This window comes from Bacillus sp. JK74, assembly GCF_053663395.1.
Map to the genome: position 1 here is coordinate 80,076 of NZ_JBSJQB010000004.1, position 14,257 is coordinate 94,332.

9 protein-coding genes and 1 riboswitch are annotated in these 14,257 nt (G+C 49.4%); all 9 genes read left to right on the plus strand.

All coding sequences use genetic code 11. The annotated features are described in order from the left end of the window. The first annotated feature begins 62 nt into the window (after nucleotides 1-62). The 9 genes from ACWJJ5_RS13550 to ACWJJ5_RS13590 all read left to right on the plus strand — a co-directional run bounded on the left by ACWJJ5_RS13550 (nucleotide 63) and on the right by ACWJJ5_RS13590 (nucleotide 14,024). Nucleotides 63-2,249, plus strand: coding sequence for a DNA topoisomerase III (locus ACWJJ5_RS13550; protein ID WP_029575269.1), 2,187 nt, complete (start codon nucleotides 63-65; stop codon nucleotides 2,247-2,249). 231 nt (nucleotides 2,250-2,480) lie between these two features. Next, nucleotides 2,481-3,575 carry a lipoprotein YdaJ gene (locus ACWJJ5_RS13555; RefSeq protein WP_278071575.1) on the plus strand — a complete coding sequence of 365 codons (1,095 nt, stop codon included), beginning with the start codon at nucleotides 2,481-2,483 and terminating at the stop codon, nucleotides 3,573-3,575. Next, complete coding sequence (locus tag ACWJJ5_RS13560) at nucleotides 3,556-4,404, plus strand: diguanylate cyclase domain-containing protein (RefSeq protein WP_063174378.1); 849 nt, start codon at nucleotides 3,556-3,558, stop codon at nucleotides 4,402-4,404. Before ACWJJ5_RS13555 ends, ACWJJ5_RS13560 begins: the two co-directional genes overlap by 20 nt. Then, nucleotides 4,394-6,121, plus strand: a complete 1,728-nt coding sequence (locus ACWJJ5_RS13565) for a DUF2334 domain-containing protein (protein ID WP_063174379.1) — start codon at nucleotides 4,394-4,396, stop codon at nucleotides 6,119-6,121. Before ACWJJ5_RS13560 ends, ACWJJ5_RS13565 begins: the two co-directional genes overlap by 11 nt. Next, nucleotides 6,114-7,376 carry a glycosyltransferase family 2 protein gene (locus ACWJJ5_RS13570; RefSeq protein ID WP_454022467.1) on the plus strand — a complete coding sequence of 421 codons (1,263 nt, stop codon included), beginning with the start codon at nucleotides 6,114-6,116 and terminating at the stop codon, nucleotides 7,374-7,376. Before ACWJJ5_RS13565 ends, ACWJJ5_RS13570 begins: the two co-directional genes overlap by 8 nt. Nucleotides 7,377-7,381: 5 nt before the next feature. After that, complete coding sequence (locus ACWJJ5_RS13575) at nucleotides 7,382-9,487, plus strand: cellulose biosynthesis cyclic di-GMP-binding regulatory protein BcsB (protein WP_102422346.1); 2,106 nt, start codon at nucleotides 7,382-7,384, stop codon at nucleotides 9,485-9,487. 134 nt (nucleotides 9,488-9,621) lie between these two features. Continuing rightward, nucleotides 9,622-9,768, plus strand: a riboswitch (cyclic di-AMP (ydaO/yuaA leader). A gap of 156 nt (nucleotides 9,769-9,924) precedes the next feature. Further along, nucleotides 9,925-11,745, plus strand: a complete 1,821-nt coding sequence (locus ACWJJ5_RS13580; protein WP_003156252.1) for an APC family permease — start codon at nucleotides 9,925-9,927, stop codon at nucleotides 11,743-11,745. A 53-nt stretch (nucleotides 11,746-11,798) separates the two neighbouring features. After that, on the plus strand, nucleotides 11,799-12,245 hold the full coding sequence (locus ACWJJ5_RS13585) for an NUDIX hydrolase (RefSeq protein WP_454022468.1): 447 nt from the start codon (nucleotides 11,799-11,801) through the stop codon (nucleotides 12,243-12,245). Nucleotides 12,246-12,302: 57 nt separating this feature from the next. Beyond that, nucleotides 12,303-14,024: a pyruvate oxidase gene (locus ACWJJ5_RS13590; RefSeq protein ID WP_014416943.1), complete on the plus strand. Its 1,722-nt coding sequence runs from the start codon at nucleotides 12,303-12,305 to the stop codon at nucleotides 14,022-14,024. Nucleotides 14,025-14,257: the final 233 nt, after the last annotated feature.

The window sequence follows — 14,257 nt, forward strand, 5'->3', positions numbered from 1 at the left end:
GAGAGCGTGAGGAAGTCTGTTATAATAACAGGATGAGTGTGAAAGAAAGAGAAGTGAAAAGCATGTCAAAAACAGTTGTATTAGCTGAAAAACCTTCAGTCGGCCGGGACTTGGCCCGCGTTCTGAAATGTCATAAAAAAGGAAACGGATATCTTGAAGGCGACCGCTACATCGTCACATGGGCGCTCGGGCATCTGGTAACGCTCGCTGACCCTGAAGGATACGGCAAAGAATTTCAATCATGGCGGCTTGAGGATCTTCCGATTATTCCGGAGCCTTTAAAGCTCGTCGTCATTAAAAAAACAGGAAAACAGTTCAATGCGGTCAAAGCTCAGCTTGTCCGGAAAGACGTCAGCCAGATCGTAATCGCTACAGACGCAGGACGGGAAGGGGAACTTGTGGCCCGCTGGATTATCGAAAAGGCAAACGTCCGCAAACCGATTAAGCGGCTGTGGATTTCCTCTGTGACAGATAAGGCGATTAAAGAAGGATTTCAAAAGCTCCGCAGCGGCAAAGAGTACGAAAACCTGTATCATTCCGCTGTTGCCAGAGCGGAAGCGGATTGGATCGTCGGCATCAACGCGACCCGCGCCCTGACCACGAAATTTAACGCGCAGCTGTCATGCGGACGCGTTCAGACTCCGACACTGGCGATGATCGCCAAACGCGAAGCGGATATTCAGGCGTTCAAACCCGTTCCTTATTACGGTCTCCGCGCGGCGGCTGATCAGATGACGCTGACATGGCAGGATAAAAAAACAAAGCAGACAAGAACGTTCGATCAGACGGTGACCGGCCGTTTGGCAAAAGACCTGCAAGGAAAGCCGGCAGTCATTTCAGAATTGAAAAAAACGGCGAAGAAAAGCTTCGCTCCCGGTCTTTACGACTTGACGGAATTGCAGCGGGACGCTCATAAGCGCTTCGGTTTCTCCGCAAAAGAGACGCTGTCCGTGCTTCAAAAGCTGTATGAACAGCATAAGCTTGTCACTTACCCGCGGACGGATTCCAGATTCCTTTCCGCAGACATCGTGCCGACTTTAAAAGACCGTTTAAACGGTATGGAAGTTAAGCCGTACGCCCAGTACGTCAATCAAATACTGAAGCGGGGCGTCAAAGCGCATAAAGGATTCGTCAATGATGCGAAAGTATCGGATCACCATGCCATCATTCCGACAGAGGAGCCGCTGATCCTTTCAAGCCTCAGCGACAAAGAACGAAAGCTTTACGATCTGATTGCCAAACGTTTTCTCGCCGTGTTAATGCCGGCGTTCGAATACGAAGAAACAAAGGTCACAGCCGATATCGGCGGCGAAACATTTACCGCAAAAGGGAAAACGGTTCAATCGCCTGGCTGGAAAGCCGTGTATGATATGTACGAGGATGACGACGATCATGAGGAAGACAAAGACCAGACGCTCCCGGATCTTCAGCAGGGGCAGCGCCTCACTGTCTCATCATTGAAAGAAACGAGCGGTCAGACGAAACCGCCGGCGCGCTTTAATGAAGGCACGCTGTTATCCGCGATGGAGAACCCAAGCGCCTTTATGCAGGGAGAAGAGAAGAACCTTGTGAAAACATTGGGTGAAACCGGCGGACTCGGAACAGTCGCCACCCGCGCTGATATCATTGAAAAACTGTTCAACAGTTTCTTGATCGAGAAAAAAGAAAAAGATATTTTCATTACGTCAAAAGGGAAGCAGCTCTTACAGCTCGTCCCGGAAGATTTAAAATCGCCGGCCTTAACCGCTGATTGGGAGCAAAAGCTCTCCGCCATCGCAGCGGGCAAACTGAAATCCGCCGTGTTCATTAAAGACATGAAAACATATGCGGGCAAAACGGTGAAGGAAATCAAAAACAGCAGCCAGACTTTCAGACATGACAACATTTCAGGCACCGCCTGCCCTGATTGCGGCAAAATGATGCTTAAAGTCAACGGCAAACGCGGCACGATGCTCGTATGTCAGGATCGTGAGTGCGGCAGCCGGAAAACGCTGGCAAGAAAAACAAACGCCCGCTGTCCGAACTGTCATAAGAAAATGGAGCTTCGCGGCCAGGGCGAAGGCCAAACCTTCGCATGTGTATGCGGCCACCGGGAGAAACTGTCCGTCTTTGAAAAGCGCAAGGCGAAAGATAAATCCGGACGCGCATCCAAGCGGGACATCAACTCTTATATGAAAAGCCAAAACAAAGAGGAGCCGATGAACAACGCGCTGGCAGAACAGCTGAAAAAACTCGGCCTGGATAAATAGATCAGAAAAAGGCAGCATTTGTTAAGAAATGCTGCCTTTTGTTGTGTTTTTACTGTAATGGGAATACGATCCATGTGAAGAGGGAAAAGGTGAGAGGCGGCGCTTTCATTTAAAATTTTCCAATGTGAAAAAATGCTAGTATTCTTTTATCGTTTCCTTTATAGTGAAAATACTTTGTGAAAAAATAAGATATGGGTCTAAAAAAGGGTTTATAAAATAGGAGGATGGACTGTGAAGCAAATCGTTTTTCGTCTGATGCTCCTTTTGATTTCGATCGTTCTGACGGCGGGGTGCGCGGTGGCCGGCACTGAAAAACAGGCGGCAGCCGAACCGTCCGGACCGTCCGGACCGCTTCAGCCCGCAGAGCATTTTATTTATCATAAATTGATGAACGGGCGGGGGATGATCCGGACGAACATATCCGGTGAGCCGGAATATTTATCAGAGTCTCTCGGACTATGGATGGCATTTTTGCTGAACAGGAAAGATGAACGGCAGTTTCAATCGCAATATCAGCTTCTCACCGATTCGTTTCTGACGAAAAACGGGCTCGTGTCGTGGAAGATTGACGGGAATAAAGCGAGCGGCACCAATGCCTTAATTGACGATTTCAGAATCATGAACTGTCTGAATGAGGCCGGAACCCTGTGGGGAAACAGTGAATACGGGAAAACAGCGGTGCAGATCGGGAAGGCGCTGGAAAAATACAATACGAATGACGGGTATTTTACGGATTATTATGATGCCGCTTCAAATGCCGCATCAAAGACCGTGACGTTGTCCTATGTTGACCCCGGCGCCTTACAGATGCTCAGAGAAAAGGGGATTATCGATGAGAAAACGGAAAACCGGAACCTTGATGTTCTCAATCTTGCGCCCCTGAAAAATGGTTTTCTGCCGAAATCATTCAATACCGAAACAAAGGAATACAAATATGACAGCGAAGTGAATGTCATCGACCAGCTGTACGCCGCCGTGAATCTGAAGCGGGGCGATGACAAGGCCGCCGCGCTGTCAAAATGGATCACAGAAGAATGGAAGTCGCGCGGACAGCTGTACGGACGATACAGCGCAGACACGAAGGAGCCGGCGGTTCAGTACGAATCACCGTCCGTTTACGCCCTGGCCGTTCTTTTTTTAGCAGAACAAAAAGCTGATCCGGCTGTCATCAAGCCGCTTTATGAAAGAATGACTTCATTTGAAACACTGGACACGCTGAAACCCGATTACGGCGGCTATATGAGCGGGAGCGATACACATTCTTTCGATAACCTGCTGCCGCTTCTGGCTGAAAGGAAATTGTTTAATGAAAATATCATTCAATGAATCACAAAAACTGTGCAGCTACACAGCAGTTATGCTGGTGCTGCTGTCTTTTTTTATTTACTATGCGTCTCAGCAATCCGCAGGGCTTCTGATAACCTGCATCACATTGCTTGTTGCGGGAGCCGGCATATGGTTCGGGGCAATCTACGCGCTCGTCATCACCTTACTCGTCTTATTTGTTCTCGGCAGCCTGCTCCTGTGGTTTCAGACCGGGAGTTTTATGGCGTCTGCCGGTGCCGAAAGTCTGCAGGTGCTGGTCATTTGGGGGATTGCGCTGCTGCTCTTTTCTTACATAGCGGGAAGGATTCACGAGTTGGCGAAGGGGCTTGAGCGCTCAGTGAAACAGCTGCGTGAAGAGATTACGAGCTTTGTCGCCGTCGACAGGGTGACCGGCTTTGACAACCATCTGCGGATGAAGCTGGAGCTTTCCGAGGAGATCAAGCGGGCGGAACGCTACGGCAATTCCTTCGTCTTTTTGCTGCTGCACATGCATTATTTCAAGGAATTCAAATCCCTGTACGGAGAAAAAGAGACCGATCGGCTGCTGGCGTTTATCAGCCGCCAAATCCGGTCAAGCGTTCGGGAAACAGACAAAAAATTCAGGCCGTCCGCCGAACGGTTCGGCATCGTGCTGACCCATACGCCTGAAGAAAACATGCCGGCCGTTCTGACGAAGCTGAAAAAGGAATTGGATACGTACCAGCTGCAAAACGGTAAATACGTCTCCATCACCTTCCGTGTATGTTACTTGGCGTACCGAAAAGATTTACAAACGGCCGAGCAATTTTTAAACGAACTGGAAAACGAGATGATGATGAATGAACTCTAAATGGATACGTCTCTTACTCTCGGCGCTCTTCATGATTTCGGCGGTTTATGTTCCCCGTCCGGCGGAAGCAAAAGACAAAAAGGACGGCATTCTCATTATTTATACAAGCACGGACGGCAAAGAAACCGCTGAAGTCAAAATGCTTGATCTGACCGCGGGCCATTTCTCATCCGCCGTGACCGTGAAAAGCGACGGAGACATCACAGCCGCGGACCTCAAAAAGAATCGGCGCGTCATCTATTACGGTGTCACGAAAAAAAAGCTCAGCACATCATTTGTGTCACTGATCAGCAGCATGCCGCAGCAGCTTATCAGCATCGGCTATAACGCCGGACAGTTCCGCCAATTTGCGGGGTTGTCCCTGACAGAAAAAGAAACGGTATACCGCATTTACAGCAAGAAAGAAAAAACAGACATGCCGCTTGAAAAAGGGATGTCCGTGCTCGGCGTATCGGGAGTAAAAGGAAAGTCCCTTTATACATACCGGTCCGGTGACGGCAGCACCCGCCCTTTTATGTGGAAAACGGCGCGCTCTGACTATTATTTCGGTGTGACGAGCCTGTTAAATGATTCGTTTCTGACGGCGAAAGCGATGCGCAACGCATTCGGAGAATCAGAGGGCGGCACCCTCCTTTATTTGCGGCTTGAAGACATCAGTCCGATGTCAGATGAAACATTGCTTTACGAAGCGGGCGCTTACCTGCATAAAAGACACATTCCGTTTATTCTGGCGGTCATTCCGGTCTATCTCAATCCGGAAAACGGAGAAAAAGTATACCTGGCGGACAAGCCGAAAATGGTCAGCGTCCTGAAAAAACTTCAGCAAATGGGCGGCAGCATCATTATTCACGGCTACACGCACGCATACCGATACAGCGAAACGGGAGAAGGCTTTGAATTTTGGGATGCCAAAGCGGATCAGCCGATTACGTCAGAAAATGCGGATGATACTCCGGTCAAGCTTGAAAAGGAACAGGATTTTCCGAATGAAAAAGCGTACCGGGCGTATGTGAAGCCTTTTCGTGAAAAAGAAAACATCTACACGAGAACGAAGCTGGAGCAGGCGATTGACGATCTGACAGAGCTCGGCCTTTACCCGCTGTCATTCGAAGCGCCGCACTACACGATGTCTGAAGAAGGCTACAAAATCGCATCTTCTTATTTCTCCAGCATTTTCGGACAAGTGCAGCTCAGCGGCACGACGTGGAAAACCTCGGGCGCCCCTCCGTTCGTCTCAAAGCCTGCTATGCTGGACGGGATGACGCTGTACCCTGAAACAATCGGTTATGCCGATAACTCAAAGGAAAATCCGCTCGGAGATATGGAAAATCATATTTCGCAGATGATTGATTTCGGCGGCGGAACGGCGGGCGGTTTCTACCATCCGTATCTCGGCATGAAATACCTCCCCGAGCTCGTCAATCAGATGGAGCGGATTCCCGGCGGCGAGTGGCTCGATCTGAAGAAAACGAAGCAAACGGTAACGTCGGACAGCGTCAGGATCAAAACGGACGGAGACGGAACCATTCATGTGGAAAACAAGATTCATCCGGTAACGGCCTTTTTCAATCATCATCAGCAGACGCCTCTGGAAAAAGCGCTTTGGATTCTCTCCGGCGTGGTGTTATTGTTTATCATCATGTTCGCCTGCTACGTCCTTTATTTGCGCGCCACATTAAAAAAACGAATCTTTAAGGAGAGAAGAAGCCTTGAGTAACATTCTGTTTTTTATCTCATTAAGTTTAATATGGGTGATGCTTCTCTATCACATGTTTCTGATGCAGGGCGGATTCAGGCATTATATGACCTTCGAACGGAACATTCCGAAATGGCGCGCAAAGATGGGGGAGCTCCCGAAGGTCAGCGTGCTCATTCCCGCGCATAACGAGGAGGTCGTCATCAGGCAGACGCTGAAGGCGATGGTGAATCTGTATTATCCGAAAGACAGGCTTGAGATCATTGTCGTTAATGATAATTCCTCCGACCGGACGGGAGATATCGTCAATGAATTTTCCCGTCAGTATGACTTCATTAAAATGGTTATCACAAAGCCCCCTAACGCCGGAAAAGGAAAATCTTCGGCGCTGAACTCAGGGTTCGCGGAATCGAACGGAGACGTGATCTGCGTGTATGATGCGGACAATACGCCGGAAAAAATGGCGGTGTACTACCTGGTTCTCGGTCTGATGAATGATGAGAAAGCGGGAGCGGTTGTCGGGAAATTCCGTGTTATCAATGCGGCCAAAACGATCCTGACGAAGTTTATCAATATTGAAACCATCTGTTTTCAGTGGATGGCGCAGGGCGGCAGATGGAGATGGTTCAAAATCGCCACCATCCCGGGAACGAACTTCGCGATCAGGCGGAGCATTATCGAACAGCTCGGCGGCTGGGATGATAAGGCGCTGGCGGAGGATACCGAGCTGACCATCCGCGTGTATAATCTTGGCTATCATATCCGCTTTTTCCCGGCGGCTGTGACATGGGAGCAGGAGCCTGAGACATGGAAGGTCTGGTGGCGTCAGCGGACAAGATGGGCGCGCGGCAACCAGTACGTCGTTCTTAAGTTTTTATCCCAATTTTTCAAGCTGAAACGCAAGCGGATCATCTTCGATCTGTTTTATTTCTTTTTTACGTATTTTTTGTTTTTCTTCGGTGTGATCATGTCAAACACGATTTTTATCATCAATCTTTTTTACGACCTGCATCTGGCAGTCGGGTTTTTGGCGATGATTTTGTGGATACTGGCCTTTTTCCTGTTTATGACTGAGGTCATGATTACTTTGAGCATTGAAAAAACAGAAATGAACAAACAAAACTTCTTTATCGTATTTCTGATGTACTTTACATACTCCCAGGCTTGGATCGTGCTCGTCATCTGGTCATTATTCACAGAGATCAAGCACCGCTTGTTCAAGCAGGAAGTCAAGTGGTACAAAACGGAGCGATACAATCAAAATAAAAGCGGGTGACCTTTTTGAAAAAAGCGATCATATTGATAACCGGCCTTTTGCTATTGATGTATAACGGGCAGGCGGCCGCGGCCCGGGAGCTGAAAACGGACGGTTCCGCCCTCGGGACAAGCGCCGGCGCAAAAGAGCAGCAGGCGCTGACTGGCGATCTGATGACACTGTACGGGGCGAAAGACAGCTCAGAGCTGACCTATCAGATTCCTGCGGGAGCTTCGAATGCCGATCAGTCGCTTCTGATTGATTACGAGGCGTCAAACTTATTAATTGCCCCGTCTTCTTTAACCATCGCCATTGATGATGAACCCGTCAAATCCATAAAGCTTGACGGCAGCTCCAAGCGGAAAACGGTGAAGCTCAATCTCAGCAAAAGCCAATCCGCCCAAGGCTATCACAATGTATCATTACGGTTTTACGGCGTATTAAAAGAGGGCGTCTGCGTCAGGCAGGATACGTCAGGCAACTGGATAAAAATTTATCCGGACAGCCGCCTTGTGCTTTCAGAAGCAAGCAAGTCAAAGGGAGCGGATCTCGGCCATTTCCCGTATCCGTTTGCCCAATCAGGCAATACGGGTGAAGAAACCGATATTATCCTTCCTGACAAACCGACCTCGGCGGAAGCTGAAGCCGCAGTCAAAACAGAAGGATTTCTGAAAACGGCAGACAGCAGGCTGAAGGTATCCTATGTAAAAGAATCCGATGCCGGCAAAATCAGCAATCCGTCAATTGTCATCGGCGCTGATCAGCATTGGGACGGGAAAATAAAAGAGCTTTTCGATCGCGGGAACCTCAAAGCGGAAGACAACAAACTCCTTCTCGCTGAACGGGTTCTGACATCAGGGGACAAACGGCAGCCCGTCCTGTTTGTCACGGCGCACTCAGACAAAACGCTGGCGGATAAAATCCGCGTCATCACAGACAGCGCTTATTCAAGCCAGCTGGGCGGAGATACTTTGACAATCGGCCGCCTTCAGCCCGCTGCGGAAAAAACAGGCAATAAACTGACATTAGAGGACTTCGGCGCGGGAAATGTAACGGTCGGATCAAACAAAACGGCGTCAGAGCACTTCTTTTACCCTGCGGCGGCCGCTGTTGATAAAGACGGTAAGGTTAAGCTTTCACTTACATTAAAAACGTCGGAATCGATCCGGACGAAGGCGGATTCAGCTAATGACGCCGAGAGAGCGGAGCTGAACGTCATGGTCAACGGACAGCCGAATGCGGTGCGTCTTGATGATCTCGGCAATCAAGATAAAGACGGCTTTTACCACGTCTCAATCCCGATTGATCCGAAGCTTTTGCGAAGCAGCAGGTACATTGATCTGCAATTTGTCACATCAGGTTTGAAACATAACAACCCGTGTATCGACCGTGACGAAAATAAATGGGTCTATATTGATAAAAGCAGCATGCTGACGTATCCGGTAAGTGATGCGGCGCAGAAAGCGGATTTCGGGCAATGGCCGCTCCCGTTTGCGGGCGGCGTGAAAGAGAAAACAGTGATCGTCATCCCGGATGACGTAAACATACAGACACTGAAAGAACTTTCTCTGGTGGCGGATTCATTCGGAAACGGCTTTACCGTAAAGACGGCATCAGACATGAAGGAAGCGGATGCCAAAGGCCGGAATGTTGTGTTTATCGGAGGCCTGCCGCAAATTCCGCTTTTGAAATCAAACGCCTCTAAGCTTCTCGTGCCGTCAGACCGCAGCGGCGCGTACGATGTTTCTTCGTTTCAAATGCTGAATGAGACAACGAAACAAGTCGCGTTTACCCAGGAATCACCTTGGGACTCCGGCCGGAGCATCGCTGTTTTTGCTCCGTTATCAGGCAGCGGCGCGTCTGTCACAAAAGAGCTGATCCGCTTTTTAGACAGCACAAGCGATGCCGCAACCGTCATTAACGAAACGGCCGGCCGGCAGCTGTTTTCAAACCATCAGCAAATCAAATCCGACGACAGCAGTCCATCGCCTGATACGAAAAGCCGTTCCGCAGCACTGAACGTCACGTATATCGCTGTTTTCGCTGCGCTTATAATTATTGCGGCCGGTCTGATCTGGCTGACGGCAAGAAGGAAAAAAAGAAAAGCGGACAATGAAAAAAGTGAAGAGTAATGAAGGAAAAAGAGGCCGTTAACAGGCCTCTTTTTTTGTATTTTTATTTCCATTTTTGGCGGTGATTTTTTTATTTTTGAAACAGCATAAAAGCCCCTTTACAACTGAACGGGACGGGAGTATGATCTCTTTTATAATCTATATCGCTTAATCTGTAATCAGAGCGGGGGAACCAATTTGCGGCGCGTCATGCCGCTTGGGGTGAATCCTTTTTCAGGTAGGGCCAACTCTCATCAGCCCGAATCCGACAGCTAACCTCGTAAGCGTTCATGAGAGGAGATGAATGAAACCTGTGCACGATTATGGCGCAGGGGCATCCGTTTGCCTCTGTGTCTTTTTGCTGTGCTGAAATATGGCATGCAATCGTTATTCGGAGACATCATAGCAGTAAGGGTTTGTAAATCAAACGGAAAATGAAAAAAAGGGGAAGACAAAAAATGTACCATTCAATCAAAAGATTTTTGATTGGGAAACCGCTGAAATCACAGGCGGCCGGAGAGCAGAAACTCACGAAACTCAAGGCGCTCGCCATGCTTTCTTCAGACGCGCTGTCATCAGTTGCTTACGGAACGGAACAGATTCTGATCATTTTGGCTGCGGTAAGCGCGGCCGCGTTTTGGTATTCCATTCCGATCGCAGCGGGTGTTCTCATTTTGCTGCTTGCTTTGATTCTGTCCTACAGACAGATTATTTACGCTTATCCGCAAGGCGGGGGCGCTTATATGGTGTCAAAAGAAAACCTTGGTGAGAAGCCGGGCCTGATTGCGGGCGGCTCATTGCTTGTTGATTATATTCTGACGGTGGCGGTAAGCATTTCTGCCGGAACTGATGCGATTACATCGGCATTTCCGGCTTTGCACCCGTATCATTTGCTCATTGCTGTTTTGCTTGTGATTCTGATTATGATTTTAAATTTGAGAGGACTGTCAGAGTCGGCGTCCATTTTGGCGTATCCCGTCTATCTGTTTGTGGCGGCGCTTGTCCTTTTGATCGTCGTCGGACTGTTTAAGCTCATGACGGGGCAGGTTCATCCGGCCGAGCATACACCGATCGGCACGCCCGTAGCGGGCATCACGCTGTTTTTGCTGCTGAAGGCCTTTTCATCCGGCTGCTCGGCACTGACCGGTGTTGAAGCCATTTCAAACGCGATCCCGGCCTTTAAAAATCCTCCGGCGAAAAACGCGGCCCGCACTTTGGCCATGATGGGGATTCTGCTGGCGATCTTATTTACGGGGATTACGGTGCTGGCGTACGGCTACGGCACGGGTCCGAAGCCTAACGAGACCGTTATTTCACAAATCGCAGCGGAAACTTTCGGACGGCATACGGTGTACTATTTCATTCAAGGCGTGACATCCCTGATTCTCGTGCTTGCGGCAAATACGGGCTTTTCCGCTTTTCCGCAGCTGGCGTTTAATTTAGCGCGTGATCAGTATATGCCGAGAATGTTTACAGTCCGAGGCGACCGATTAGGATTTTCAAACGGAATCATCTTTCTCGGTATCGCGTCCATCTTGCTCATTCTTTTATTCGGCGGCCGCACGGAACATTTAATTCCGCTTTATGCCGTCGGCGTGTTCATTCCGTTTACGCTGTCGCAGACGGGAATGTGCATCAAGTGGATCAGGCAGAAGCCGAAGGGCTGGGCGGTAAAAATGCTGATCAACTCATGCGGCGCCGCCATTTCATTTATGGTGCTGTGTATTTTATTCGCGACGAAGTTCAATCTTGTCTGGCCGGTGCTGTTATTCATGCCTGCTGTCGTCATGCTGTTTTTCGTCATTAAAAATCACTACACCGCGGTCGGCGAACAGCTGCGGGTCGTTGATCAGCAGCCTGAGGAAATCAAGGGAACCGTTGTCATCGTGCCTGTCGCCGGTGTCACCACCGTCGTCCAAAAATCGATTCAGTATGCGAAATCATTATCGGATCAGGTCATTGCGGTTCATGTTTCCTTTGACAGAGAACACGAAAAAAAGGTGGAAAAGCGCTGGGAAGAGCTTCATAACGGCGTCCGCCTCGTCACCCTGCATTCCTCATACCGCAGTCTGGTTCACCCGTTTGATAAGTTTTTAGAAACGGTCGAACAAAAAGCGAAAAAAGAACAGTTCTCCGTGATGGTGCTGTTTCCGCAATTTATTACGAAAAAACGCTGGCAGACCATCCTTCACAACCAATCAGCCTTCTTGCTCCGCGTCCGGCTGTTTTGGAAGAAGGACATCATTGTCGCCACCCTGCCGTATCATTTTAAAAAGTAACGGCAAAGACCGCAGGCTAAAATGCCGCGGTCTTTTTTGTAAAGGAGGACGACATGGCACAAGGCGCGTTTGTCATCATACAAAATGAGGAGCGGGACATATTGCTCGTAAAACGAAAAGACATTCCCTTATGGGATTTGCCCGGGGGCAGGATCGCAGAAGGTGAAATACCTGAAGCCGCAGCCGTCAGAGAGTCCTTCGAAGAAACCGGTTATAACGTGACCATCCTGCATAAAGCCGGTGAGTATGAAAGGCCGGCATTTGAAGATACACAGCATGTATTCATCGGAGCCATTACCGGAGGAACACCGCTGATGAACGGGCCGGAAACCGCCGCATTACGCTGGTTTCCCCCAAACCGGCTGCCGCTGTTCATGGTGCCGAACAGAAAACGGCAAGTAAAAGACGGACTCAATGGGGCGGCAAATCGTAAGGCAGTCCTTAAAGACCGAAATTTGTTATCCATCCTTGATCGGCTGAGAAAAAAGCTGAGAGTATAGCCCGTGTTTCAACCCGTATGAAAAAGGGGATGAATACAGGTAAAAGGAGGATGCAGTATGCCAAGTAAAACAGCAGGACACGTAATGACGGAGCTGCTTGAACAATGGGGAGTCGGTCATATATACGGCATTCCCGGAGACAGCATTAATGAATTTATCGAAGAACTGAGACATGAACGAAATAACCTGACATTCATCCAAACCCGGCACGAGGAAGTCGCCGCCCTGGCTGCCGCCGCTGAGGCAAAACTGACCGGACAGATCGGTGTCTGCCTTTCAATCGCAGGACCGGGGGCCGTTCATCTGCTGAACGGTTTATACGACGCCAAAGCGGACGGCGTTCCGGTGCTGGCGATTGCGGGACAGGTGGCTTCCGATGAAATCGGCCGTGACAGCTTTCAGGAAATCAAATTAGAGCAAATGTTTGAGGACGTGGCGGTATTCAACCAGCAAGTACATACGGCGGAAGCGCTGCCCGATCTTCTGAATCAGGCGATCCGCACGGCTTACAGCAAAAAAGGCGTTGCCGTTTTAACCGTTTCTGATGATTTATTCGCGCAAAAAATCAAACGGGAGCCGGTTTACACATCGCCGATATACCTCAAAGCCGATATAGAGCCGAAAAAAGAACATCTCGTCACATGCGCGCAATATATTAACAACGCAAAAAAACCGGTCATTCTCGCCGGCCAAGGGTTAAAATCGGCAAAAGAGGAGCTGCTCGCATTCGCCGATAAAGCGGCCGCCCCGATTGTTATTACCCTTCCGGCAAAAGGCGTCGTGCCTGACAGCCATCCACACTTTCTCGGGAATCTCGGGCAAATCGGCACAAAGCCCGCCTACGAAGCCATGGAGGAATGCGATCTGCTGATCATGCTCGGCACATCGTTCCCATACAGGGATTATCTCCCGGACGATACGCCTGCCATTCAGCTTGATTCGGATCCGGCGAAAATCGGCAAGCGCTATCCCGTCAATGCGGGAATCGTCAGTGATGCGGCTCTGGGGCTGAAAGAGCTGACGGAATACATTGAATATAAAGAAGACAGAAGATTTTTAGACGCCTGCACCGAGCACATGAAGCATTGGTGGAAGGAAATCGAGAAGGATGAAACCGAAGCGACTCATCCGCTCAAGCCGCAGCAGGTCATTGCCCGGCTTCAGGATGCCGCCGCAGAGGACGCCGTCCTGTCAGTGGATGTCGGAACGGTTACGGTGTGGATGGCCCGCCATTTTAAAATGAAGAAGCAGGACTTTATCGTCTCAAGCTGGCTCGCCACAATGGGATGCGGGCTTCCGGGAGCGATTGCCGCAAGCCTTGCCGAACCTGAGCGGCAGTCCATCGCCATTTGCGGAGACGGCGGATTTTCAATGGTGATGCAGGATCTGCCGACGGCTGTTAAATATAAACTGCCGATTACGGTTGTCATATTAAACAACGAAAATTTAGGCATGATTGAATATGAACAGCGGGTCAAAGGCAACATTGACTATGTCACCCAGCTGCAAAATATGGATTACGCCGCTTTTGCAGAAAGCTGCGGAGCAAAAGGCATCAAAGTGACGAAACACGAGGAATTGGCTCCCGCTTTTCATGAAGCGCTCAACTCAAATGAGCCGGTCGTCATCGACGCCGTCATCGGCGACGAGCCGCCGCTTCCGGGAAAAATCACTTACGGCCAAGCGAAGGGCTTCAGCAAATACATGCTGAAAAACTTCTTTGAAAACCAAAAAATCGAAATGCCGTCACTCAAGAAAAGCTTAAAACGGCTGTTTTAAGAAGCCGGCGCTTATAATAAAAATAAACAGGCAGCAAGCCTGTTTATTTTTTTAGGCTTTCTTATTGATGATTATTTCTTTAATGACCTCTTCCATGGTAAGGAAGAGGTCAGCGGTTCGAGCCCGCTTAGAAGCTTAGAGGACGGGGACCGCAATCGAAAGTGTATCGTATTAAAATCTGGCGAAACGGTAAAGGAGATCGTAAAATTCGCAGCTGGCGATCGATGGCTGAT